At 54.2% G+C, this 25,269-nt stretch carries 21 protein-coding genes and 6 tRNA genes; 22 read left to right on the plus strand and 5 right to left on the minus strand.

The genetic code is table 11. From position 1 onward, the window contains the following. Positions 1-217 precede the first annotated feature (217 nt). The 12 genes from alaS to K0J45_RS06135 all read left to right on the plus strand — a co-directional run bounded on the left by alaS (position 218) and on the right by K0J45_RS06135 (position 8,483). On the plus strand, positions 218-2,842 hold the full coding sequence (gene alaS, locus K0J45_RS06080) for an alanine--tRNA ligase (RefSeq protein WP_220044655.1): 2,625 nt from the start codon (positions 218-220) through the stop codon (positions 2,840-2,842). Positions 2,843-3,148: 306 nt separating this feature from the next. Beyond that, positions 3,149-3,346: a carbon storage regulator CsrA gene (gene csrA / locus K0J45_RS06085; RefSeq protein ID WP_011865020.1), complete on the plus strand. Its 198-nt coding sequence runs from the start codon at positions 3,149-3,151 to the stop codon at positions 3,344-3,346. A 213-nt stretch (positions 3,347-3,559) separates the two neighbouring features. Continuing rightward, positions 3,560-3,651, plus strand: a tRNA-Ser gene (locus K0J45_RS06090). Positions 3,652-3,672: 21 nt separating this feature from the next. Then, positions 3,673-3,749: transfer RNA gene (locus K0J45_RS06095), tRNA-Arg, on the plus strand. 37 nt (positions 3,750-3,786) lie between these two features. Then, a tRNA-Arg gene (locus K0J45_RS06100) sits at positions 3,787-3,863 on the plus strand. A 25-nt stretch (positions 3,864-3,888) separates the two neighbouring features. Next, positions 3,889-3,965: transfer RNA gene (locus K0J45_RS06105), tRNA-Arg, on the plus strand. A 54-nt stretch (positions 3,966-4,019) separates the two neighbouring features. After that, positions 4,020-4,096: transfer RNA gene (locus K0J45_RS06110), tRNA-Arg, on the plus strand. Positions 4,097-4,104: 8 nt separating this feature from the next. Continuing rightward, positions 4,105-4,196: transfer RNA gene (locus K0J45_RS06115), tRNA-Ser, on the plus strand. 545 nt (positions 4,197-4,741) lie between these two features. Continuing rightward, positions 4,742-4,981 carry an OadG family protein gene (locus K0J45_RS06120; RefSeq protein ID WP_258406185.1) on the plus strand — a complete coding sequence of 80 codons (240 nt, stop codon included), beginning with the start codon at positions 4,742-4,744 and terminating at the stop codon, positions 4,979-4,981. A gap of 19 nt (positions 4,982-5,000) precedes the next feature. Next, positions 5,001-6,806 carry a sodium-extruding oxaloacetate decarboxylase subunit alpha gene (gene oadA / locus K0J45_RS06125; RefSeq protein ID WP_220044657.1) on the plus strand — a complete coding sequence of 602 codons (1,806 nt, stop codon included), beginning with the start codon at positions 5,001-5,003 and terminating at the stop codon, positions 6,804-6,806. An 8-nt stretch (positions 6,807-6,814) separates the two neighbouring features. Further along, positions 6,815-7,948, plus strand: a complete 1,134-nt coding sequence (locus tag K0J45_RS06130) for a sodium ion-translocating decarboxylase subunit beta (RefSeq protein ID WP_220044658.1) — start codon at positions 6,815-6,817, stop codon at positions 7,946-7,948. 349 nt (positions 7,949-8,297) lie between these two features. Continuing rightward, a complete protein-coding gene (locus K0J45_RS06135; RefSeq protein WP_011865024.1) occupies positions 8,298-8,483 on the plus strand; it encodes a hypothetical protein in 186 nt (61 codons plus the stop codon). A gap of 30 nt (positions 8,484-8,513) precedes the next feature. Here the strand turns inward: K0J45_RS06135 and K0J45_RS06140 are convergent, their stop codons facing one another. Together K0J45_RS06140 and K0J45_RS06145 are read right to left on the minus strand one after the other, a co-directional pair. Continuing rightward, positions 8,514-8,699: a hypothetical protein gene (locus K0J45_RS06140; RefSeq protein ID WP_011865025.1), complete on the minus strand. Its 186-nt coding sequence runs from the start codon at positions 8,697-8,699 to the stop codon at positions 8,514-8,516. A gap of 131 nt (positions 8,700-8,830) precedes the next feature. Continuing rightward, complete coding sequence (locus K0J45_RS06145) at positions 8,831-10,081, minus strand: dicarboxylate/amino acid:cation symporter (protein ID WP_220044659.1); 1,251 nt, start codon at positions 10,079-10,081, stop codon at positions 8,831-8,833. A 277-nt stretch (positions 10,082-10,358) separates the two neighbouring features. Between K0J45_RS06145 and K0J45_RS06150 the strand changes: the two genes are divergently transcribed. The 8 genes from K0J45_RS06150 (at position 10,359) to K0J45_RS06185 (ending at position 19,253) form a co-directional block, all read left to right on the plus strand. Continuing rightward, entirely contained in the window at positions 10,359-10,781 is a 423-nt protein-coding gene (locus K0J45_RS06150) for a YqaA family protein (RefSeq protein WP_220044660.1), read from the plus strand. Between the two features lie 85 nt (positions 10,782-10,866). Then, complete coding sequence (locus K0J45_RS06155; RefSeq protein ID WP_220044661.1) at positions 10,867-13,701, plus strand: M16 family metallopeptidase; 2,835 nt, start codon at positions 10,867-10,869, stop codon at positions 13,699-13,701. 180 nt (positions 13,702-13,881) lie between these two features. Further along, positions 13,882-15,471 carry a glutamate--cysteine ligase gene (gene gshA, locus K0J45_RS06160; protein WP_258406774.1) on the plus strand — a complete coding sequence of 530 codons (1,590 nt, stop codon included), beginning with the start codon at positions 13,882-13,884 and terminating at the stop codon, positions 15,469-15,471. Positions 15,472-15,473: 2 nt separating this feature from the next. Beyond that, on the plus strand, positions 15,474-15,914 hold the full coding sequence (locus K0J45_RS06165; RefSeq protein WP_011865030.1) for a hypothetical protein: 441 nt from the start codon (positions 15,474-15,476) through the stop codon (positions 15,912-15,914). A 98-nt stretch (positions 15,915-16,012) separates the two neighbouring features. Further along, positions 16,013-16,630 carry a transglycosylase SLT domain-containing protein gene (locus tag K0J45_RS06170; protein WP_011865031.1) on the plus strand — a complete coding sequence of 206 codons (618 nt, stop codon included), beginning with the start codon at positions 16,013-16,015 and terminating at the stop codon, positions 16,628-16,630. Positions 16,631-16,950: 320 nt separating this feature from the next. Continuing rightward, positions 16,951-17,460 carry a 5-(carboxyamino)imidazole ribonucleotide mutase gene (purE, locus tag K0J45_RS06175; protein ID WP_041510500.1) on the plus strand — a complete coding sequence of 170 codons (510 nt, stop codon included), beginning with the start codon at positions 16,951-16,953 and terminating at the stop codon, positions 17,458-17,460. Between the two features lie 468 nt (positions 17,461-17,928). Then, a complete protein-coding gene (locus K0J45_RS06180; RefSeq protein ID WP_186300640.1) occupies positions 17,929-18,477 on the plus strand; it encodes a sigma-70 family RNA polymerase sigma factor in 549 nt (182 codons plus the stop codon). Next, on the plus strand, positions 18,477-19,253 hold the full coding sequence (locus K0J45_RS06185; protein WP_220044662.1) for a hypothetical protein: 777 nt from the start codon (positions 18,477-18,479) through the stop codon (positions 19,251-19,253). The genes K0J45_RS06180 and K0J45_RS06185 overlap by 1 nt, the downstream gene beginning before the upstream one ends. A gap of 50 nt (positions 19,254-19,303) precedes the next feature. Here the strand turns inward: K0J45_RS06185 and K0J45_RS06190 are convergent, their stop codons facing one another. Continuing rightward, positions 19,304-19,747 carry a hypothetical protein gene (locus tag K0J45_RS06190; RefSeq protein WP_258406775.1) on the minus strand — a complete coding sequence of 148 codons (444 nt, stop codon included), beginning with the start codon at positions 19,745-19,747 and terminating at the stop codon, positions 19,304-19,306. 147 nt (positions 19,748-19,894) lie between these two features. On the opposite strand from K0J45_RS06190, the gene K0J45_RS06195 reads away from it, so the two are divergent. After that, on the plus strand, positions 19,895-23,209 hold the full coding sequence (locus K0J45_RS06195) for a S41 family peptidase (protein WP_220044664.1): 3,315 nt from the start codon (positions 19,895-19,897) through the stop codon (positions 23,207-23,209). 205 nt (positions 23,210-23,414) lie between these two features. Further along, positions 23,415-24,314, plus strand: a complete 900-nt coding sequence (locus K0J45_RS06200; protein WP_220044665.1) for a porin family protein — start codon at positions 23,415-23,417, stop codon at positions 24,312-24,314. A 66-nt stretch (positions 24,315-24,380) separates the two neighbouring features. Here the strand turns inward: K0J45_RS06200 and K0J45_RS06205 are convergent, their stop codons facing one another. After that, positions 24,381-24,899, minus strand: coding sequence for an OsmC family protein (locus K0J45_RS06205; protein WP_258406776.1), 519 nt, complete (start codon positions 24,897-24,899; stop codon positions 24,381-24,383). A 91-nt stretch (positions 24,900-24,990) separates the two neighbouring features. After that, entirely contained in the window at positions 24,991-25,269 is a 279-nt protein-coding gene (locus K0J45_RS06210) for a hypothetical protein (RefSeq protein ID WP_220044666.1), read from the minus strand.

Raw genomic sequence — 25,269 nt, forward strand, 5'->3', positions numbered from 1 at the left:
TGGGCTCTAGTCCACTATCGTGATTTCCCTTTATCTGCTCTTGCGCGCTACCGCTAAAAGACCCAATGGAAACTTAGGCTTTTTACGCTTTCTTTGGGGATCCTCGGCTAAACCTCTGGTTGTTCATCTATAGACTGCTTATAATGCTGGGCTAACTGAGCATCGTCGGTGAGCCTTTTGCTTTCATCGCTAAAATAATCAAATTCAGGATGATTTCATGTATCAAACCACTGCAGCGCTGAGAAGTGCTTTCTTGGAGTTTTTCCGCAGAAACGGTCACCAGGTTGTGGACAGCAGTTCACTGGTACCTGGCAATGATCCCACCTTGCTATTTACCAACGCAGGGATGAACCAATTTAAAGATGTTTTCCTCGGTGAAGACAAGCGCGACTACAGCCGCGCCACCACGGCACAGCGCTGCGTACGCGCCGGTGGTAAGCACAACGACCTAGATAATGTCGGCTACACCGCACGTCATCACACTTTTTTCGAAATGCTGGGTAACTTCAGCTTCGGTGATTATTTCAAGCAAGATGCGATTCGCTTCGCCTGGACCTTCCTGACCGAAGAACTCAAGCTGCCAAAAGAGCGCCTGTGTGTCACCGTCTATGAGACAGACGATGAAGCCTTCGAGATCTGGAACAAAGAGATTGGCGTCGCGGCCGAGAACATCATCCGCATCGGCGATAACAAGGGGGCGGCATACGCCTCTGATAACTTCTGGCAGATGGGCGATACCGGCCCTTGTGGCCCTTGTACCGAGATCTTCTACGATCACGGCGAGCACATCTGGGGCGGCCGTCCCGGCACGCCGGAAGAAGATGGTGACCGCTTCATCGAGATCTGGAACATAGTCTTCATGCAGTATAACCGTCAAGCCGACGGCACCATGGATCCACTGCCTAAGCCTTCTGTCGATACCGGTATGGGCATCGAGCGTATCGCCGCTATCATGCAGGGTGTGCACTCAAACTATGAGATCGATATCTTCCAGTCACTGATCAAGAAGACCGCCGAGATCCTGGGCGTGACCGATCTGGAGAACAAGTCGCTGCGTGTAGTCGCCGACCATATCCGTTCTTGCGCCTTCTTGGTGGCCGATGGTGTGATGCCATCAAACGAGGGCCGTGGTTACGTATTGCGCCGCATCATCCGCCGCGCCGTGCGCCATGGTAACAAGCTAGGTGCTACCGAGGCCTTCTTTTACAAGCTTGTTCCTACACTGATCGAAGTGATGGGCGATGCGGCTAAAGAGCTGGTGGCGACCCAGGCGATCGTCGAAAAGGCGCTTAAGGCGGAAGAGGAGCAGTTTGCTCGTACGCTCGAACGTGGTCTTGGTATTCTCGATAATGCCCTGAGCCAGCTAGAGGGTAAGGAGCTTGACGGTGAGACCGCTTTTAAGCTGTACGACACCTATGGTTTCCCGGTTGATTTAACGGCTGACGTCTGCCGCGAGCGTGACATCACGGTCGATGAAGCTGGCTTCGAAGCGGCCATGGCCGAGCAGCGCAGTCGCGCCCAGGCAGCGGGTCAGTTCGATACCGATTACAACGAAAGCCTGAAGATCGATGCCGAAACCGAGTTTTGCGGTTATAGCGACCTTAATGGCGAAGCCAAGGTCATCGGCCTCTATGTCGATGGTCAGGCGGTCGACGCGCTAGCCGAAGGCGACCAAGGTGTTGTGGTGCTCGATAGCACGCCTTTCTATGGAGAGTCTGGTGGCCAGTGTGGCGATAAGGGCCAGCTGAGCGCCGAAGGTGTCGCGTTCGAGGTGAAGGATACGCAAAAATATGGTCAGGCAATGGGCCATATCGGTCAGGTCAAGGCCGGCAGTATTGCTATGGGTCAAACCCTTAACGCTGCAGTAGACAAGAAGCTTAGACATCGCACCGAGCTGAACCACTCTGTGACTCACTTGCTGCACGCCGCGCTGCGTCAGGTGCTGGGCACTCACGTGAGCCAGAAGGGCTCTCTGGTTGAGCCTGAGCGTCTGCGTTTCGACTTCTCTCACTTCGAAGCGGTTAAGCGTGAAGAGCTTAAGCAGGTCGAAGATCTGGTCAACACTCAGATCCGTCGTAACCACGAGCTGAAGGCCGAGGTGATGGATATCGACCAAGCGAAAGAGAAAGGGGCCATGGCCTTGTTTGGTGAGAAATATGACTCTCAGGTTCGCGTGGTGACCATGGGTGACTTCTCTATCGAGCTGTGTGGTGGTACTCACGTGGGCCGCACTGGCGATATTGGTCTGTTTAAGATCACCTCTGAAGGCGGTATCGCGGCCGGTATCCGTCGTATCGAGGCGGTTACAGGAGCCGCAGCAATTGCCTATGTGGGTGAGCAGCAGGCGCAGCTTGAACAAGCCGCTGCGCTACTTAAGGGCGACAGCGCCTCGGTAGTGGCTAAGCTCAAAGCCCAGCTGGATAAGACTAAGCAGCTTGAGAAAGAGCTGTCTCAGCTTAAAGACAAGCTCGCGGCCGCGACCAGCGCCGATTTGGCCGGGGAGGCTCAGGAGCTTGCTGGCGTTAAGGTACTGGTTAAGCTGCTGGAAGGTGTCGAGGCAGGTGCACTGCGCGGCCTGCAGGATGAGCTTAAGCAGAAGCTGCAATCTGGCATTGTGGTGCTTGGCATCGCTGGCGACGCCAAGGTGAACCTGATTGCCGGTGTCACCAAAGACTTGACCGGTAAGGTCAAGGCCGGTGAGCTGGTGGCTATGGTGGCCGCTCAGGTGGGCGGTAAGGGCGGTGGACGTCCAGACATGGCCCAGGCCGGTGGCAGCGAGCCCGAGAAGTTAGCGGGCGCACTGGATTCTGTTATCCCTTGGTTGTCAGAACGTTTGGCCTAAGTTGCCTCAATAGAAAAAAGCGCTCCATGAGCGCTTTTTTTGTGCCATATTGATTGAAGCTTAAGCTGAGGTACAGTTTAAAGTGTTAAATTTAATGCTGGTTTAACTGACTGCCATTACTATCTTGGTTATCTGTCATGCCTGATCCCGATAAATCAGCGATGTGCGGCACATTTAAACGAATTAACATGCAATAAAAGGGTGTTTTTTATCAGAACACTATTAATTTGTACTAAGCTGACCGTATAATAAGGTCATAACGGAATAATGCCGTATAAGCAGAATTAGGAACTAAAGGAGCAAAAAATGCTGATATTGACTCGTCGTGTTGGTGAAACACTGATGATTGGTGATGAAGTTACTGTCACCGTTTTAGGCGTAAAGGGTAATCAAGTTCGTATTGGTGTTAATGCACCAAAAGAAGTTTCAGTTCATCGTGAAGAGATTTATCAGCGTATTCAGTCTGAAAAGTCAGGTAGCTCTTCTGAAGGCGGCAATTTTTAAGCGATAGATTTAACCGGCGTTACACTATAAGAGTCAGCAAGTTTGCTGGCTTTTTTGTTTTTGGCTGACAGCTTTTTAACCATAACGGCGACATAGCATACAGGCGCTTAGGGGAAATAGGGATAACTGCTTAAAAACAGCTCAAACAGAATTTGTTTAGGAGAAATGGTTTGACTTATTTTCTTCAAACAGTAATATGTGCGCCAAGAAAACGGAGAGGTGGCCGAGTGGCCGAAGGCGCTCCCCTGCTAAGGGAGTATGGGCTTTATCTCCCATCGAGGGTTCGAATCCCTCCTTCTCCGCCATTTCTTAACTGACAAAACAGGGCGCGTGTAGCTCAGCTGGATAGAGTACCTGGCTACGAACCAGGCGGTCAGAGGTTCGAATCCTCTCACGCGTACCATTTGTTTTTCAGTAAAAGTAGGTTATAGATATAAGATGCGCGTGTAGCTCAGCTGGATAGAGTACCTGGCTACGAACCAGGCGGTCAGAGGTTCGAATCCTCTCACGCGTACCATCTCCTAACTTACCAAAATTTCTGTGCGCGTGTAGCTCAGCTGGATAGAGTACCTGGCTACGAACCAGGCGGTCAGAGGTTCGAATCCTCTCACGCGTACCACATTTATAAATCGACGGTTTTTGGCCGTCGTTTTGTTTGAAAGCCTAGAATTTTGCGCGTGTAGCTCAGCTGGATAGAGTACCTGGCTACGAACCAGGCGGTCAGAGGTTCGAATCCTCTCACGCGTACCATTTTAGACGGAGAGGTGGCCGAGTGGCCGAAGGCGCTCCCCTGCTAAGGGAGTATGGGCTTTATCTCCCATCGAGGGTTCGAATCCCTCCTTCTCCGCCATTATTAAAACCCGCAACCTAAGTTGCGGGTTTTTTTATGCCTGTTTCCCCGTGTCGTTTGAAGTTCAACGCTCAAAAACTCAAAGTCTATCGTCATCTGGCTCATACTGAGGCCATTCCCGCTCATCTCTCAATATCGTCTCGCTTATAGCCGAGGCAGTTTGCATAATCTTGCATCTCACTCTCGATCTCGTTCGTTTTCGTGAATTCAATTTTCAAGCAGGTTAGGGCTTTTTAATCTAATCCTAGATTTGATGGCTAATTTTTTATGTGATCGTCAAAAATAGTCGCCATTTATTGTGAAATAACCGAAAGCCCCTTATCAATTAGTCGTAATTTGGTAAGACCAATTTACAAGGTGCTCGCCTTTTTGTTATAGATTGGTTAAGGTTTCCTGGCTAAAGGCGATCTTTTTGCGCCTCAATCGACGACACCTGTCATGTCATCTGTCGATTTTAATGCGTATTACCTGAATAAATAGCATGTCCTGCGGCTAGGCCGTAAGTCTGATGTGCTCGATTAACCTGAGAGGATAGTATGGATTCAATGGCTCAACAGATAATGGAAGCACTGATGATCATGGTGCTGGGTATGGGGTTGGTGTTTATCTTCCTAACTATACTCATTGGGGTCGTTAATCTGGTGGCCTGGAAATGTGCGCCTAAACCTAATCTTGCACCACTAGCCGAAGCGAGCGAAGCGCAAGTTTCACGCTTTCCAGGCGTCGACCCTAAGATGGTCGCCGTGATCACCGCCGCCGTCCATCAATATCGCGCCAAAGCATAAATAGAAGTAGGGAGTTTTTATGAGCAAGCCACTTGCATTAACCGACGTCGTCCTGCGCGACGCGCATCAATCGATTCTTGCCACGCGTCTTCGTATCGACGACATGCTTCCTATCGCCCCCTTACTCGACAAGGTGGGCTTCTGGTCGCTGGAATCCTGGGGCGGTGCCACCTTCGACGCCTGTATCCGTTACCTAGGGGAGGATCCCTGGGAGCGCATTCGTGAGCTTAAGAAGGCCATGCCCAATACGCCGCAGCAGATGCTGCTTAGGGGACAAAACCTGCTGGGCTATCGCCACTATGGTGACGACCTGGTGCACAGGTTTGTCGAGCGCGCGCATCAAAATGGTGTGGATGTGTTCCGTATCTTCGATGCCATGAATGACGTGCGTAACCTGGAGACTGCGGTTAAGTCAGTGGTCGAGGTGGGCGGTCATGCCCAGGGCACCATCTCCTACACCACAAGTCCGGTACACACCCTAGAGACTTGGGTGGACATGGCTAAGCGTCTGGAAGATATGGGCTGTCACTCGCTCTGTATCAAGGATATGGCCGGTCTGCTCAAGCCTTTCGATGCCTTCGATCTCATCAGCCAGCTCAAGGCGCAGACCAACCTGATCATCTCTATGCAGTGCCACGCCACCACGGGCCTGAGCACGGCGACCTATCAAAAGGCGATAGAGGCTGGCATCGACGTGCTCGATACCGCTATCTCTTCGATGAGCCAAACCTATGGTCATAGCGCTACCGAGACTTTGGTGGCCATGGTGGAAGATACCGACAGGGCCACGGGTTACGACATGGCGCTGCTCGAGCAGATCGCCGCCTACTTCAGAGAGGTGCGTAAGAAATATGTTGCCTTCGAAGGGGAGCTCAAGGGGATCGATTCGCGTATTCTGCGCGCCCAGGTGCCAGGTGGCATGCTCACCAACATGGAGAATCAACTGAGAGAGCAAGGCGCCGCCGACAAGTTGGATCTGGTGCTCGAAGAGATCCCTAAGGTGCGTGAAGATCTTGGCTTTATTCCGTTGGTTACTCCGACATCACAGATCGTCGGTACCCAGGCGGTGATCAACGTGCTCACAGGTGAGCGTTATAAGTCGCTCACCAAGGAAACCGAAGGTGTGCTCAAGGGCGAATATGGCGCCACGCCTGCGCCGGTAAATAGTGAGCTGCAGGCTCGCGTGCTGGCCGGCGCTGAGGCGATCTGCTGTCGCCCCGCAGACCTGCTGCCCGCCGAGCTGAATAGCCTGAGGGCCGAGTTGAGCGAGAAGGCCGGCAGCGAGCAGATAAGCCTGGCAGCTGAGCTGGACGATGATGTCTTGACCTACGCGCTCTTCCCGCAGATCGGCCTTAAGTTCCTCAAGAACCGTGATAATCCGGATGCATTCGAGCCTAAGCCAGAAGCTCCTCAAGCCACTACTCAAGCTGCGACTGCAAGCGAGCCAGCTAGCGCGCGTCAGCCACAGGGCAAGGAGACCTATACGGTCAATGTTCAGGGCCAGAGTTTCGTGGTGGAGGTCTCTCCCGGCGGCGATATCAGTCAGATAGTGCCAAGCGAGAATGTGGTGCCCTTTGCGGCGCCAGAGCCTGCCGCGCCTGTGGTCGGCGAAGGCTCTCCCATGAACGCTCCCTTGTCGGGCAACATCTTCAAGGTGAATGTGCAGCCAGGGGATGCCGTCAAGGCGGGAGATGTGGTGATCATCCTCGAGGCGATGAAGATGGAGACAGAGATCCGCGCCGAATCCGATGGCGTAGTCGCTAAGGTGTGGGTTAAAGAAGGCGACTCTGTTGCCGTTGGCAATCAATTGCTTGCCATTGCATAGGAGCTAAGATGGACGGATTAATCGCCTTTTGGGCCGAGTCGGGTATTGCTAACTTTACCGGCGGCCAGTTGTTGATGATGGCAGTGGGGGCGCTCTTGCTCTATCTGGCCATCGCCAGAGGTTTCGAGCCTCTGCTGCTCTTGCCTATCGGTTTTGGCGCCATATTGGCCAACATTCCCAACGGGGGCTTCACCGAAGAGGGCGGTATGCTCTATTACGCCTACCATGTGGGGATCGAAACCGGGGTCTTCCCCTTGCTGATCTTCATGGGGGTCGGGGCCCTGACCGATTTTGGGGCCCTTATTGCCAACCCTAAGATGTTGTTGCTGGGGGCGGCGGCGCAGTTCGGGATCTTTGCCACCTTAATCGGTGCCATCGCCCTTAACGCCGTGCCGGGCTTCGAGTTCACTATGAAGGATGCGGCGGCCATCGCCATCATTGGCGGCGCCGATGGTCCGACGGCCATCTTCCTCGCCTCTAAGCTGGCGCCTGAGCTGCTCGGCGCCATCGCGGTCGCGGCCTACTCTTACATGGCGCTGGTGCCCATCATACAGCCGCCTATCATGAAGCTGCTGACCACTGAGGCCGAGCGTCAGATCAAAATGGAGCAGCTGCGTGAGGTGAGTAAGCTTGAGAAGATCATCTTCCCGCTGGCGGTGCTGGGGCTGACCATTCTCTTCCTGCCGGCGGCGACGCCTCTGGTGGGCATGTTCTGCCTGGGCAACCTGATGCGTGAATCAGGCGTGGTCGATAGACTCTCCAACACGGCGCAGAATGAGCTGATCAACATAGTGACCATCTTCTTAGGCCTGGCGGTAGGCTCTAAGCTCTCGGCCGATAAATTCCTGCAGCTGGAAACTTTGGGCATCCTGGTGCTGGGGGCCGTTGCCTTCGGTATTGGCACCGCGGCTGGCGTGCTGATGGCGAAGCTGATGAGCAAGCTGTCTGGTGGTAAGATCAATCCGTTGATCGGCGCAGCCGGCGTCTCGGCGGTGCCTATGGCTGCGCGTGTGGTCAACAAGGTGGGTCTGCAGGCCAATCAGCAAAACTTCCTCTTGATGCACGCCATGGGGCCGAACGTGGCCGGTGTGCTGGGCTCAGCGGTCGCCGCCGGTGTCTTGCTGGCGGTACTGGGTGGCTAGTTAAAGCTGATTACATACACGTTGAGCTGATGAAGCGGTCGACACCTGTGTCGGCCGTTTTTTTTACTAAGTATTTGGCTGGGTATTTTAGAGCGCTATTTAAGTGCTGCTTTTAGACTCAGTTGCTAAGCCCTGCTGTAAAGTCCGCTTTTAATAAGAGCAAACAGAACTCTTGCGCAAGACAGCTTTCTCAAAGACGACTATCTATTCGGCTTCCCTTAATCAAGCTAATGCTAAAGCGCTTGATGCAGATCAACGCCTGACTAGCCGATTTAGTGTCTTATAGTGTGATGCAGCTCTCAATACGTCAGTTTTGGTGAGCCACTACCCAATTAGTGAGGAGTAGACGATGGAATTACGACCCAATTGTTATACCGATATCTGCGTGAACGGTAAATGGTTTCACTATGACCACGGCGATCATTCGGTGTTTATGTTAAACGGCGGCGATCCGTTGACCTTCGAGTTGAGCGAGCTGCCGACTACCGAAGCCGAGCTCGAGGCGCATCTGGCGACCTTCACCCAGCAGGGGTAATTTCCCCCCCGCAGGGCGACTGACATAGAGTTAACCGCGCAGGTTTTGCCCGGCGGTGAGCCAGAGCAGAAAGCCGAGTGAGAGCATGAGGGTAGCGCTGATCGCTATGATGTAGATAAAGCCCTTCTTGCCTTGTTTCAGTGGCACGCCGTTGAGATAGAGAAACAGCGCCCAGAACAAACTTAAGATGATTGGCAGTAAAAACAGGCGAGCCATGGCGGTTAATTGATACCTTATTGCTGGGTGCAGTTAATATATGATTTAAACTTACTATTTCAGATTTAACAAGCAATTAGCAATAAAAAAGCCGCATTAAGCGGCTTCTTTTTTATCGATCGGAACTGAGATTAGCTGGCAACCTCAGGGGCGTCGCTCTCTTCGTTGCGATAGAACTGCTCCTGGTCGAGCTGACCCTCAGACTTGCCCACCACCACGGCCGTCATCATGTCCCCGGTCACGTTAGTTGCGGTACGTATCATGTCGATCACCCTGTCGATTGAGGCGATAAAGGCGATGCCTTCGAGGGGCAAACCTACCACGCCCAGGGTGACAGAGAGCATCACCATGGCGCTACCGGGTACGCCTGCCGTACCCACAGAGGCCACAGTGGCGGTAACGGCGATCAGCATGTAGTCGGTCATCTCCAGCGGGATGCCATAGATCTGCGCGATGAAAATGGCCGCGATGGCCGGGTAGATACCGCCACAGCCGTCCATGTTCATGGTGGCGCCTAGTGGCAGCACGAAGGCGCCATATTTCTTCGATACGCCCATGGTCTCTGTGGCACGGGTGCTGGCGGGCAGGGTGCCGAAGCTCGACGCCGTGGTGAAGGCAACCAGCTGGGCTGGCATCGCCTTTCTGAAGAACTGCACAGCACTCAGGCCGGCGCCGAATCTGACCAGGCCGCCATAGACGAAGATCATGTGGATCAGCGCGGCGATATAGATGGCGCCGATAAACTTGCCCAGCGGCAATAGGGTAGAGAGGCCATATTCACCTACTACCCAGGCCATTAGGCCGAATACACCGATAGGGGTCAGTTGCAGTACCATGCGGGTCAGCTGGAACATCACCTCTGCGCCCGCTTCTATGGTGCGCTTGAGCGGCTCGGCCTTGTCGCCAATCTTGTTGATGGCGATACCGACTAAGGCGGCGAAGACGATGATCTGCAGCACCTTGCCTTCGGCCAGGGAGGCAAAAGGATTGACCGGGATCATGTCCAGCAGTACCTGGGCAAAGCCTGGCACGTTACGTTCGCGCACCTCTGTGGTGGCGAGTTCTAGCGAGCCACCCATGTCGATTAGCGAACCGATCGCTAAGCCGATAAGCGAGGCTATGGTGCCGGTCAGCATGAACATGGCCAGGGTCTTGATACTCAGGCGCTTGAGGCTAACATCGTTACCCAGAGAGGTGATGCTGACGACGATGGCGCAGAAGATCAGCGGCGCAACCAACATCTTGATTGCCGCGATAAAGAGGTCGCCCAGCGGCTTGAGTTGGGTTGCCTGCTCGCCCAGGACAACGCCCAGGCCTACCCCTAAGATGAAACCGGCGAGAACCTTCTGCCAAAAGGGGATCTGTTTAATTGTTTGCCACATGGGATCTATTCCAAATTTATTAAGTCGTTATTGTGGATGGCGTTTCGAATCAAAAATGAATTGCTTGTTCTAGCATGAGCCATCCAGGTATTTCAACCTTAGCGAGTGAGCCAGATATTGTATCTGGCTGATGCCTTGCTTACCAAAGCGATTTTGTTATAACTTATTGTGATATAAGAGTTTGTTTTAATAAGATTAAATTTTTACTTTTAGGTAACATGATCACTTTGAAAACAGCACACATAAAAATTTACTTTTTTTCATTAGGTAAGGGATCATGACGGCGTTATGGTTGATCTTTAGCGGCGCCTTTTTAGCCGCCACCTTGTTACCGGGTGGATCTGAGGTACTGCTGGCCGCGCTGATCAATCAGGCGCCCGAGACCTGGGTCTCCCTAGTGGTCATGGCGACCCTGGGCAACACCTTAGGGTCTCTGACCAGTTACTATCTTGGCGCCCTGGGGCGTTTCGCCAAGACGCCCGAGGAGATGGCCAGCGGCCGTTATCGCCATGGGCTGCGGCTCATCGAGCGTTATGGCTACTGGAGCCTGCTGCTTGCCTGGACGCCCCTCATCGGCGATATCTTATGCCTGCTGGCAGGCTGGCTCAGGATGCCGCTGATTAAGTCCAGCATAATGATTTTTATAGGGAAAGGAGTGCGCTATCTGCTGGTTGCGGCGTTGGCGTTACATTGGTTGTAAGCGGTGTGGTCTTTTGGGACGAACTTATTTTGGCAAAAGCTGTCTCGATAAAGGCTGGCCTCACTGTTTCAAATAGGAGTAAAGAATGAAAAAATGGATATTGGCTGCGGCAATCTCGGCCGCGCTAAGCGCCTGTGCCAACGCACCGGCAAACGTGGCGCTGCCTCAGGGCGTTTCGCTAATCGAAAATGTGGCCCTGGCCGAGTCGGGCGTCGGCATTCCCTACAAGAAATATCAACTGGCCAACGGTCTGACGGTGATCCTGCATCAGGATCATTCCGATCCTCTGGTGCATGTGGATGTCACCTATCATGTGGGCTCGGCAAGAGAGCTGTCAGGACGCTCTGGATTTGCGCACCTGTTTGAGCACATGATGTTCCAGGGCTCAGAGCATGTGGGCGACGAGCAGCACTTCAAGACGGTAACCGAGGCCGGTGGCACACTTAACGGCACCACCAACACAGACCGCACCAACTATTTCGAGACTGTGCCCAGCAATCAGCTAGAGAAGATGCTCTGGCTGGAGTCTGATCGCATGGGGTACTTCTTGCCCGCGCTGACCGACAACAAGTTCGAGGTGCAGCGCGAGACGGTGAAGAACGAGCGCGCCCAGCGTATCGACAATCAGCCCTATGGCCGTATGAACGAGCGCTTCAATCAGGCCTTCTACCCCAGCGGACATCAATATTCCTGGCCCGTCATCGGCTGGCCGGAGGATCTCAATCGCGCCCAGCTCGATGACGTGAAACACTTTTTCCAGCGCTGGTACGGCCCGAACAACGCCACACTCACCATAGGCGGTGATTTCGACGAGATGCAGACCCTGGCCTGGGTGAACAAATATTTTGGTGAGATCCCAAGAGGCCCAGAGGTGAAGCCTGAGGCCAAGACGCTGGTCACGTTAGATAAGACCCGCTACATCTCCATGGAAGACAGGGTGCACCTGCCGCTGCTGCGCATGGCATTTCCAACCGTCTACGCCAGCCACGAAGATGAAGCGGCGCTGGATCTGCTGGCCAATATCATCGGCGGCGGACCTACCTCGCTGGTGTACAAGAACCTGGTAAAAGATGGTTATGCCGTGCAGGCCGGCGTGAGCCATCCTTGTCAGGAGCTGGCCTGTCAGTTCTCTATCTATGCCCTGGCAAACCCTGCCAGAGGTGGTCAGCTGGCGGATGTCGAGCGTCGTATTCGCGAGTCTATCGCCGAGTTTGAACAGCGCGGCGTGACAGATGATGACCTGCAGAAAGTTAAGGTGCAGTTTGAGGCAAACACCATCTTCGGCTTGCAGAGCGTCAAGGGCAAGGTATCGACCCTGGCCCTGAATCAGACCTTCTTCGGTAATCCAGATATGATAGCCCACGATCTCAAGCGCTACGCTAACGTCACCAAGGAAGATGTGATGCGGGTGTTTAATACCTACATCAAGGGCAAGCCGTCTGTGGTGATGAGTGTGGTGCCTCAGGGACAACAGCAGCTGATCGCCCACGAAGATAACTTTGTGGCGCCTGCGCCGCGGGTAGCCGCCGAAGCCGTGACCGGCATGGTTGATGTGGCCAAGGCTGGTAGTAGCTTCGATCGCAGCGTGATGCCGAGTGCCCAACAGGCACCTGTTATCACGGCGCCAAGCCTGTGGACAGATAAGCTGGCCAACGGCATAGAGGTGATGGGCACTGAGAGCGATGAGACCCCAACCGTCGAGCTGCTCATCTACCTTAACGGCGGCCATCGCCTGACCGACGTGAAGCAGGCAGGATTAGCCGGTCTGACCGCGGCCATGCTGAACGAATCCAGCGACAAGCGCAGCACAGAAGAGCTAGCCCAGGCGCTGGAGATGCTCGGCAGCAGCGTCAGTTTTGGCAGCAGCATCTATCAGAGCTATATCAAGGTCTCGGCCCTGACCTCACATCTGGATGAGACCCTGGCGATCGTCGAGGAGAAGCTGTTCCATCCTGGCTTTAAAGAGAGCGATTTTGCCCGGGTGCAGCAACAACACCTGCAGAGCCTGCAACACATGCAGTCGGACCCTAACTATGTCGCCGACAGTCAGTTCGATGCCTTGCTCTACGGCAAAGACACCGCCCTTGGGGTGAGTGAGATGGGCACCCCCGCCAGCGTGTCTCAGTTGACCCTGGATGATGTCAAAGCCTTCTACAACAAGCAGTTCCGCGCCGGTAACGCCCAGATAGTGGCCGTGACTAACCTGTCCAAGGCCCAGCTGATGCCTAAGCTTAAGGGCCTAGCTCAGTGGCAAGGGGAGGCGACGCCGCTGCCGAGTCTGGCCGCCATGCCAGCCCTCGATGCCGGCACCGTCTATATCCTGGATAAGCCGGGCGCGGCACAGTCGGTTATTAAGATAGGTAAGCGCGCCATGCCCTATGATGCCACAGGCGAGTTCTTCAAGTCTTACCTGATGAACTATCCACTGGGCGGTGCCTTTAACAGCCGCATCAACCTCAATCTGCGTGAAGACAAGGGCTATACCTATGGTGCCCGCAGTTACTTCAGCGGCGGTAGCGAGCTTGGTTTGTTCGAGGCTTCGGCCAGCGTGCGCAGCGATGTCACCGCCAAGGCGCTCACTGAGTTTGCCAAGGAGATCAATGCCTATCAGGCTGAAGGGATGACAGACAAGGAACTGGCTTTCCTGCGCAGCTCTATCTCTCAGGGGCAGGCACTGGATTATGAGACGCCATACCAGAAGGCGGGCTTCATGCGTAAGATCCAGCGCTACAAGCTTGCCGCCGATTACACCCAGCAGCAGGCCGATATCATCAAGGCCGTTGGCAAGGATGAGCTGAACCAGTTGGCGAAGGAGAAGCTGAACCTGGACAAGATGATAGTGCTGATTGTCGGCGACAGGGCGAAGATCGAACAAGAGATTAAAGCTCTGGGCTACCAGGTGAAAATTTTGCAGTTGTAATCTGTAGCTTGCGCCCCAATATAGCCCCTAGCGGTGAGCATTAACTCTGCTCACCGCTTTATTTTTTCCCTTGCCAAGGATCTAGCACAGCGGCTATTTTGTGGTGATGGCGAAAGCAAACGCGCTTTTTGCAGGTCTGACTTGCAAGGCAAACGGTTGAAGCAATGAGAGACGAAGAATTTGAACTCTTTCGATGAAGTGATAGGCCTACTCGACAACGAGCAGGGAAGCGCCGCACTGGCAGGTATGCAACGGGGTATCGAGCGCGAAGCATTGCGTATTGAGCCAAATGGTCATCTGGCCATGGATAAACATCCTAAGGCGCTCGGCTCGGCCCTGACCCATTCGCGGATCACCACAGACTACAGTGAATCCCTGTTAGAGTTTATCACCCCTGTCTATCAAGATATCTCAGCCTTGCTGACGGATCTCACCCAGACCCACGCCTTTTCGGTAAGGCACCTGGGCCAGCAGCAACTCTGGCCGGTGAGTATGCCCTGTTATGTCGGCGATGTGGCCGATATCCCCATCGCCGATTATGGTAGCTCCAACACAGGGCAGCTTAAGCGTCTGTACCGCAAAGGCCTCACCTATCGCTATGGCGCCCAGATGCAGATCATCTCTGGCGTGCATTTTAATTTTTCCGTATCCGATGTCCTGTGGGAGCTGCTCTACCAAGGCTCGGATAAACGCCTGAGCAAAGGCGATTTCATCTCTGAATCCTATTTTGGATTGATCCGTAACTACCGCCGCCTGGTATGGGTATTGCCATATCTGTTTGGCGCCTCGCCGGCGCTGTGTGGCTCCTTCATCAAAGATCAACAGACAGATCTCGCCTTCGAGAAATTAGGCAAAGGCACCCTCTATCTGCCTTATGCCACTTCATTGCGCATGAGCGATCTGGGTTACACCAACAAGGAGCAGGAGCGGCTCAACATCAGCTACAACTCGCTGGCTGAGTACCTCGAGGGGATCAACGCGGCGATCAAGATGCCATCGGCTCATTTCGAGGCGATTGGCGTCAAGGTCGACGGCGAGTTCCGTCAGCTAAATGCCAACGTGCTACAGATAGAGAATGAGTTCTACTCGCCCATTCGGGCTAAGCGGGTAACCCTCGCCGGAGAGAAACCCTCTCAGGCCTTGGCGCGCGCCGGGGTCGAATATATAGAGGTGCGGGCACTGGACGTTAACCCCTTCAGCCCTGTGGGGATAGATGCCGATCAGGTGCGTTTCCTGGACCTCTTCCTGCTGCACTGCCTATTGACGCCATCGCCAAAGAGCGATGCGACAGATGAAGCCGCCATCGGCGCTAACCTAAGTAAGGTGATCACCAGTGGCCGTGAGCCTGGATTGACCCTTAATCGTGGGGGCGAGCAAGTCACGCTACAGGCCTGGCTCGAGTCTCTGTTTGGTGAGTTAAGCACCTTGGCTAAGCTGCTCGATGGTGAGGGGCAGGCTTATCAAGACAGCCTGGCACATTGGCTCGAGGCGGTGCGCGACCCGGCCAAGACGCTATCTGGTCGCGTGATGTCGGCACTATTGGCCGAGGGGATAGATCATAGCCAGTGGGTGAAATCCCTGGCGAAAGACTATTACCATGCCCTGCGCGACTATCCGCTGACGCCTGAGGTTGAGGCGGCCTATGAGGCGGCGGCTGAGCAATCCTTGGCGGCCCAGGCCAAGCTCGAGGCGGAATCAGTGCAGGATTTCGAGCAGTATCTTGCCGACTATTTCGCCGAGGCGCCCGCGCCGGTAGACCAAGTGGTATAAGCATGAAGGCTCGCGCTATTGGTGCAGGTATTGGTCTGCTGACACTGTCTATGCTGTCGGGCTGCGCCTCTGGCCCCGACAATGAATCACTGTGCGCGACCGTGTCTGGTTATCAGATGCCGGATGAATCTCAGGGCCTGTACCGCGCAGTGGTGACACATCTCAACGGTAAGCCTGTGATCTCAAGGCCCAACTATCGCCTCGCGCCTGGGGAATATCAATTCACCCTGGCCGAACTCATCGACTCGCCGCGGCTCAAGGTGAAGCTTGCGGCGCGCCAGACCAAGACATTGACGCTGCATCTCGAGGCGAATCAGCGCTATCACCTGGCGGCTCAGTTTAATCAGGACAAGATCTATCGCGGCCTGGATACCGACTACTGGCAACCCGTGGTGTGGGCCCAGGAGTCTCATGAGTGTGAGTTCCTCAACGAATCAAACTAATGGATTGATAGCATGGGGTAAATTTGCCGTCTGGCGATTGCTTCTCTACAGCAAGGATGTGAAACTAGCCCAATGTGTTTAATGTTTTCGGTCTGTTGATGAGAAAGATTTCCTTAGCCTTACTTGCCGTTAGCTTCCTGTCATTGGGGGGCTGCGCCACCTCACCGCCAGAGGATCCTGAAAACCTCTGCGCCATCTATCAAGAGAATCGAGACTGGTATGAGGCCGCGGTCGATACCCGCGAGAAGTGGGGCGTGCCGGTACATGTGCCCTTGGCCATGATGTATCAGGAGAGCTCATTTAAACACAACGCGGCGCCGCCGATGGAGTACTTCTTGGGCTTTATCCCCATCGGCCGTGCCAGCGACGCCTATGGTTACGCCCAGGCCAAGACGTTGACTTGGGATGACTATGTGCGCGAGACGGGCAACTCCTGGTCGAGCCGCAGCAACTTCGACGATGCCATGGATTTCATGGGCTGGTTTATCTACAAGACCCACAAGATCAATGGGGTTTCCAAGTGGGATGCCCGCAATCAATATCTCAACTATCACGAGGGGTGGGGCGGTTATAAGCGTGGTACCTACAGGCAGAAGCCTTGGCTGATCAAGGTGGCCGATAAGGTCGACAAGCGCTCTAAGCGTTATGCCGCCCAGTACCGCAGCTGTCAGGAAGACCTAGACTCCTCCTGGTTGTGGCGCCTCTTCTTCGGTTAACCTTTGGTGTGGGCTTCGTCAGTTTTTAAACTTTAGGCGAAGCCCAAAAAAGGTACATGCCGTGTCGTTAATGTGCCTCCTCCATGTGCCTCCTCGGGGCGTTATCCCCTCTTTGTTCCTCGAAATATTGCCTATCTTAAACTCAAGAACTCACTGTTTTTATCAGCGTACAATAACTAGCGGTTATTTTGAGGCTAAGTCAATGCTGCTTAAGCCTTTTTGCGCTACTTGGGTTAATCCCGGCGATCACTGTCATCTGCATTTAAAAATGACTATAATGCGCGCAAAACAATAGCCTTACCCTACAAAAAGGATAAAAGATGACTAAGCCATTTGTTGCCGTACTCATGGGATCGGATTCTGATCTCCCAACAATGCAAGCCACCTTAGATGTACTTAAAACTTTCGGTATTCAATACGAAGCCAAGGTGACCTCGGCGCACCGTACGCCTGCAGCGACCCACGCTTACGTTCACGATGCTGAAGAGCGTGGTTGTAAGGTCTTTATCTGCGCGGCGGGTCTGGCGGCTCACCTGGCAGGTGCCGTAGCCGGTATCACCACACGTCCAGTTATCGGTGTGCCAGTAGATTGCGGTCCACTACAGGGCCACGACGCTCTACTATCGACAGTGATGATGCCTGGCGGCGTGCCTGTGGCTACCGTAGCTATCGGCAGCGCGGGTGCGAAGAACGCGGGTTACCTGGCGGCGCAGATGTTGGCCGTTGGCGATGACGCCCTGGCACTTGCTGTAAAAGAAGAGCGCGCTAAGTCGGCTGAAGCCGTACAGGCAAAAGATGCCAAGCTACAAGAGAAGCTGGCTAACGCTTAATGCCTGCCTAATGGCTGCTTGATGCTTGTATAAAGGGACTTCATCAGCCTGAGACGCCGCCCGTTCGGGTGGCGTTTTTTTATCTCGCCTCTCGCCCATTTCTTGCTCATCTCTGATTCATTTCTCTCATTACTTTTTTGCTGCATTCATTTTGTTACTGAGGTTTAACCCTTTTTCATTTCCCCTACGTCTATAGCTGTGAAGGGCGCTTTTATCTAATGGCTTGGATTAAAGGCTAGGATGATTGAGGCGTGGGATAGATTTAGTCCTAGGCGTCGCGACTTGCCCGAATATATACCCGTAAATTGCTGAAAAGCGAAGCAACTTGTTGCCAAAGCATGGACAAACCCCGTCGAGGGATGCAGACTCAGCTATTGCATGAGTTTAACTCCGCTCGAGGAGTCGGTATGAGGGAGTCCCAGCGTGGAACAGGTATCTGAAGTAACTGCAGATAGTGATCAAATCCTGATGGCGCAATATGCCCAGGGAGATCAAGGCGCCTTTGAGCAGCTTTATCATAAACACAAGGGTGGTCTGTATCGCTATTTCAAGCGACAACTAGGCGACAGTGCCTTGGCCGAAGATCTCTATCAAGAGACCTGGAGCCGTGTGATTAAGGCCGCCGCAGGCTATGAGCAGCGCGCTAAGTTTACGACCTGGCTCTATCGCATCGCCCATAACTTGCTGATCGATCATGTCAGGGCGCTGAAACCTGTGGACAGTCTAAGCGACCCGGCAGGCGAGGAGCAGTCCTTGGAGGCTGTCATCCCCAGCGATGAGAGCGGCCCGGATGGTCGGCTCGAAGATGAGCAGAAGGCCTTGATCTTAAAGCATTGCATCAGCCTTCTGCCCCATGTGCAGAAAGAAGCCTTTCTGCTGAATGTGGAGATGGGATTTACCGCGGCGGCGATAGGAGAGATCGCCGGGGTTGGCATGGAGGCCACTAAGAGTCGAATTCGTTATGCTAATCAGGCGCTCAAGGCCTGTGTGCAACAGAAAATGGCAGGAGCAGTCTAATGTCAGATGAAAACGATAAAATGCTCTCGGATGCCGAGCTAAAGGCGCTCTATCTGGCTAAGGCCACAGAGCAGCCATCAACAGAGCTGGATGCCCGTATCCTGGCGATGGCCCAGCAACGTCTAACTGAAAAAGCCGGTGAGATCGGGCAGAGTGGGTCAGCCAATGTTATTCAGGTAAGCTTCTGGCGCCGCTATCGCTGGCCGCTGTCATCGGCCGCCTCAGTGCTGCTGTTATCTAGCCTCTTGCTGCTGAATCTCAATGGGCCCACGCCCATAAACGATCAAGTCCGGCCCATGCTTGCCAGCGAGCCCCAGGCGATGCGTATGGCTGCGCCGCCTGAGCCGCAAGAGCAGCAAGAGCCGGACGTGCAGCAGGGCCCGAGTGCCCAGGCTGATGTTGCAGATGCGGAGCTGGCAAGCCCTCAAGCCGTGACTATGATGGCGCGTAAAGCGCCTGTTGATCTGAAAACTGAGAGCCAGAGCGATGGCCAAGGTGAGCTCGAATCGTTAACGGCGCAGCAAGTCGGTGCTGTTGATCTGAATACAGCAACAGATGCAAAAGCAGCGACTCAGGCCAAGGCCGTGATATCGGATATTCAGGCGGTGAATCATCTGCAGCAGCTGGTTGATAGCAAGCTGTGGAGTGATGCCGATACTCTGTACCAGAGACTGCTCAAGGAGCGTCCAAGGCTGGAAGATAACAGCCATCCCCAGCATGCGCAGTGGCAAGCGTTAGTGAAGCAGATTAAGGCTCACTCGCAGAGTAAAGAGTGACAGCAACTGAATCAATAGCATTGAAAACGGGGCCTTAGTGCCCCGTTTTGTTATTCAAACCAAGATTTTACCGCATCCCAAATTCCCAGCGAGTGGCCTTCGAATAGATCTATCCCCAACGCGGATTTCAGCAGATAGAGGAGGAGTAATCCCAGGCTCAGGCTGATCAGGATAAAGGTGATGATTACGCCAAACAGCGCCAGGCTGGAGAGACGTTTCTCGCGCCGGGTGAATGCCCGGCGGTTGCGCCCCAGCAGCATTACATAGTAGAAACGCCAGGGGATAAAGGGGATGGAAAAGGTGCCTCGGCTGTCTATGGCGTGTCGCTGCCAGCTGCGTCCCTGCAAGGCGTTATCTATCGCCTCGAGTTGTGCCTGACTATAGCTTGCCGCCAGCGCCTTGGGTTGGCTCGCCAGAAACTCGGCGATGCGCTGACTCTGTTCGCTAGAGGTTGGCGCCTTTTTTGTTACCTTAGTGTCGATATCCTGTCCCATAGCCACTCGAGATAGAAGGAATTTGGGCCTAAGTATAGTTGTACACATTTGCTAATACTTCTTTAGCCACAAATTACTGTAGATTTAAGGAAAGTTTGCTACCTTGTTGCCCCATAAGAATAAATCCGACTTAATTATGGGCGCTTTATGAAACTTTCTCACCTGTTTGCCTGCTGCGCAATTGCATTGGGCACCGCTTCTTCCGCACCACTTTTTGCCGCTCAAGCTGAAAATGTAAAAGCAGAAAGCCAGGATACTGAGCAGAACGTCGGCTACTACCGCTCGCCTGCGATTCATGGCGATACCCTAGTGTTTACCGCCGAAGGGGATCTCTGGGTTCAGCAGTTAGGCGATGCTCAGGCGAGAAGACTTACCAGCCTGCCGGCGCAGGAGCTAGGCGCCGCCATCTCAACAGATGGCAAGCAGCTTGCCTTTGTCGCAAACTATGAAGGGGCGAGCGAGGTCTATGTGATGCCCATACAGGGCGGCGTCGCCAAGCGAGTCAGTTTCGAAAACAGCCGCGTGCGGGTGCAGGGCTGGACGCCAGATGGCAAGGTGCTCTACGCCACCGATAATGCCTTCGGCCCGGCCAACTATTGGGTGCTGCGCAGCGTCGACCCTAAGAGCCTGACCACCCAAGATCTGCCGCTGGCCGATGCCATCGAAGGCGTGGTGGATAACGCCGGTGAATATGTCTACTTTACCCGCTTCGGTCTGCAAGCCACCGGCGATAACGCCAAGGTGTATCGCGGCGGCGCCAAGGGAGAGCTGTGGCGCTATAAGCTTGGCAGTGACCAGGAGGCTCAGCCTTTAACCGCCGAGCATGAAGGCTCGGTGCGCCAGCCCATGTTGTGGCAAGATCGTCTCTATTTCGTCAGCGACAGCAGCGGTAACGATAATATCTGGTCCATGGCCTTAGATGGCAAAGGCCTGCGTCAGCTTACTCAGTTTAGCGACTGGCAGGTACGCGGTGCTCGTCTCGAGCAGGGACGCGTGGTGTTCCAGCAGGGCGCCGATATCAAGCTTTATGATATCGCCAGCAATCAGGTGTCGACCCTAGATATTCACCTGACCTCAGATTTTCCTGAGCGCCGTGAGCACTGGGTCAACAAGCCGATGAAATATGCCACCTCCACCAGCCTGGCGCCCAGCGGCGACAAGGTGGTGATCACTGCCCGCAGCCATGTGGCACTGGCGGGCACAGATGGCTCGCGTCTGGTTGAACTAGCCCTGCCTGGAGACTACCGGGTTCGCGGCGCTGTGATGAGCCCTGATGGCAAGTGGGTCTATGGGATCAGCGATGCCTCGGGCGAGCAGGAGATCTGGCGCTATAGCGCAGATGGCAGCGATGAGGCTAAACAGCTCACCCAAGATGGCAAGGCCCTGCGTATGGCGCTGAGTCTCTCACCCGATGGTCGCTACATTGCCCATGACGATTACAACGGCGACCTCTGGCTCTTGGATCTCAAGAAAGGGCGTAACAGCAAGATATTGACCAATGGTCAGGGACTCGGCCCCTATGGCGATGTGGTCTGGTCGAACGATAGCCGCTTCATCGCCGTCACCAAGGATGAACGAGGTCAGCTAAGACCACAGATAGTGCTCTATTCTCTGGAAGAGGAGAGAGCCGAGGCGCTGACCAGCGACAAGTATGAATCTTTCTCGCCCGCCTTTAGCGATGATGGCCAGTGGCTCTATTTCATCTCTAATCGTGAGTTTAATGCCACCCCAACCTCGCCCTGGGGCGATCGCAATATGGGACCGGTTTTTGACAAGCGCGGGCAGATCTTCGCCCTGGCGCTGACGCCCAAGGCGGTATTCCCCTTCAGCAAGCCTAACGAGTTAAATCAGCCGGCGGCCAAAGAGGAAGAAGCGGCTAAAAGGCCCGCTAAGACCCAGGTTCAGTGGCAGGGGCTCAGCAAGCGCCTGTGGCAGGTGCCGGTCGCCTCTGGCAACTACAGCCAGCTACAGGTGACCGAGAAGGGGCTTTACATGCTGGCAAATTCTGTCGATGGCGCCCAGGCGCCCAATCTGATGTGGGTCAAGTTCGATCCCCTCGGCCCTAAGGTGGAAACCTTCAGCGAAGATGTGGCCAGCTATGCGCTCTCTGGCGATGACAGCAAGCTCTTCCTGCGCCGCCACAGCAAAGGCGGCATGGATATGCTGATCGTCGATGCGGGCGAATCCCTGCCCAAAGATCTTGCCCATGCCAAGGTACAGACAGAGCAGTGGCAACTGGCGATCTCGCCGCAGCTCGAGTGGCAGCAGATGTTTGAAGATGCCTGGCTGATGCACAGAGATTCCTTCTTTGACAAAAAGATGCGCGGCCTCGACTGGCAGGCGACCAAGGCCAAGTACCAGCCGCTGCTAGCCAGACTGACCGACCGTCACGAATTGAACGATATTTTCATGCAGATGATGGGCGAGCTCGATGCCTTGCACTCTCAGGTGCGCGGCGGCGATCTGCCGCTAGATCCTAATCAGCCTCAGGGCGCTAACTTAGGTGCCCGCCTGTTACAGACCAAGCAAGGGGTCGAGATAGCCCATATCTATCAAAACGATGCCGAGTTGCCGCAGCAGGCTTCGCCGCTGGCCAGAGTCGATGTCGATGCCAAGGTGGGCGACATCATCCTGGCGATCAACGGCAAGCCGGTTGCAAACGTTGCCGATGTGGCCCGCCATCTGCGTAACCAGGCGGACAAGCAGGTGCTATTGACTTTAAAGCGCGATCGCAACAGCTTCAAGACAATCGTGCTGCCGGTGGCTAACCGCGTCGATGCCAAGCTGAGATACCTAGACTGGGTCAACAACAATAACCAGAAGGTGACTAAGGCGGCAGGCGGTGAGATAGGCTATCTGCACCTTTACGCCATGGGCTCAGGCGATATCGCTAACTTTGCCCGTGAGTTCTACGCCAACATAGAGAAGAAGGGCCTGATTATCGATGTGCGCCGCAATCGTGGCGGCAACATCGACAGCTGGATCATAGAGAAACTGCTGCGTCGCGCCTGGATGTTCTGGCAGCCAACTCAGGGTACGCCGAACACTAACATGCAGCAGACCTTCCGTGGCCATCTGGTGGTGCTGACCGATCAGCTAACCTATTCAGATGGCGAGACTTTCTCTGCCGGCATCAAGGCACTAGGCCTGGCACCGCTCATCGGTAAGCAGACCGCCGGGGCCGGCGTCTGGCTCTCGGGTCGAAACTCGCTGACCGACAAAGGGATGGCGCGGGTTGCCGAGTATCCTCAGTACGCCATGGACGGACGCTGGATAGTGGAAGGCCGCGGTATCAGCCCAGATATCGAGGTCGATAACCTGCCACATGCCACCTTTAAGGGCGAGGATGCCCAGCTGAATAAGGCGCTGAATTACCTTAAGCAGAAGCTGGAGTTAGAGCCTGTGCTACCCATTAAGGCGCAGCCTATGCCAAGCAGCGGGATGGCTCAAGACGTCAAATAACACTTTGATTTGCCCTTAAGTTAATCCAAACCATTTTAGGGGGTTACCGACCAAGCAGTTCCCAGGTCGGTAACCTCCATTTTTATGGGCGGCTGTTGCTGTTTTTTTCTGCTGTATCAGATACAAACTGCAAAAATTGTATTAGCTTATAGGTATGTCGCTGCCATAGTTTAGGTTGCTAGGTCGGAATATCAGGAAGGTGAACATGAAAACCACTTATGGAGTTAGCAAAGGTCGCAACGTCACAGGTGCCTTGTTGCGACTGGGCGCTGTATTATTGAGTACGGTTTCCTTAGGTTCAGCTCAGTTAGCCCATGCCGAGCAGCAGGGATTTTCTGTTACCCTGGGCGGTTTCTACGCCAACTCTGATTCCGGTATTGTGGTGCAAAACCCAGATCTCGGTAAAGACTTCACCCTAGATTTCGAGAACGATCTGGCCCTGGTCGAGAAGAAGCTGCTGCCCACCCTGGAACTGGCCTACTGGTTTAACGAAGATCACGGCGTCTATCTCGACTGGAAACGACTGGATCGCGAGGCCCGCAATCGCTCCATCTCTAAGCCCTACGAGTATACCGAGGTGAACTCGGGCCAGACCTACCTGGTGCAGGCGGGGGCGGATATCAGCACCATCTTTAACGTGGATATTCTGCGCCTGGGCTATCGCTATCACTTTTACAGTGGCGAGGATGTCGATCTGACCCTGCTCGCCGGTCTGCATATCATGTGGCTCAAGCTGCAGTTTGTAGGTGAAATTGGCGCCTGCGTCGATGACGAGTGCCAGGTGGTGGACGTTAATCCCAAGAGCAATGCTCTTACCGAGGTGACGGCGCCGCTACCCGATCTCGGCCTGCAAGGGCGCTACCGTATTAACGATCGCTGGAGCCTCTCAGGTTGGGCGCAGTATTTCTATGTCAGCCTAGGGGATACCAAGGGGCAGTTGTTTGATTTCAGCGCCGGGGTCAACTACCAGCTGAGTGATTCTCTGGATGTGGAGTTGGGCTATAAGTATTACAAGATAGACGTCGAGGTCGAGAAAGATCTGGCCGATTTCGATATCTATTATGGTTTCAAAGGCCCGGCTTTGTCGCTGACCTATCAGTTCTAGCCCTTAGAGACACTAGCGCTTAGCGATACTAGCCCCTAGAGACATTAGCCCTTAGAAAAATTAGTGCTAGCGCCTTTGGCGCGGCGTTATCTCAATGGCTATCTCTTTGGCCAGAGAGTTGGCGATAAAGCAGTGTTTGTGGGCGAGGGCATGCAGCTTTGCTAGCTGCTCTTCTCTCTGTGGCGGTGTCAATTCAACCTCTGGGGTAAGTGCTATGCGGGTGATAGCCATCTGCCCCTTTTCATTTCTTCCCAGCTCGGCCCATGCCTCGTCGCGATAACTCAGCAGCGTCATTCGCTTCTTCTCCACTATGGTGAGAAAACTCAGCATGTGGCAGGCCGCCAGCGCGCTCAGCAGACTCTCCTCTGGGTTGACCTTATCCTGGCTACCTTGATACTCGGGCGCGGCCGAGCCGGCGACGACTTGACCGCTGGCGAAGCTAAGCTGGTGATCCCGGCTAATCTTTTCGTCGCCTGTACCAGAGTCTTTAGCTAGAGGCTCTCTTTGCAGAGGCTCTGAGTTTTGAGCAGTGTGATGGCTACCATGAGTGGCTGGTGGCCAAGAGACGGTAACCGAAAAAGACATGCTGTCGGGCCCACTGGAATGCGAAATAGAATGTGGCCACTATAGCAAACTTTGAAAATGTTTGGGGAAAGCTTGAAAACCTTAGAAGGCGTTACGCCGCATCCCGCTGCGCCGCTTTTTCAAGTGCGCTCTGGTCAAGACTGCTCTGGTCGAGACTGCTGTGATTAAGAGTGTTGTGGTTAAGAGTGCTCTGCTCGAGAGCACTTAGCTTTAGCGCGAGTGGCGATAGCGTGACCCTGTCTTGAGTCAGTTCGGCGGCGCTTAGGAGTTGTCTATGGTGATCTTCACCACGACTCTTGGTCATCGCAGCCTTATCGCTGGGGAGTTGGCGTGTCCATCTCTGATAGGCCGCCGCAGGTGAAATTCGCAT

The sequence above is a fragment of the Shewanella alkalitolerans genome (genome assembly GCF_019457575.1).
In the GTDB taxonomy this organism is placed as follows: Bacteria; Pseudomonadota; Gammaproteobacteria; order Enterobacterales; family Shewanellaceae; genus Shewanella; species Shewanella loihica.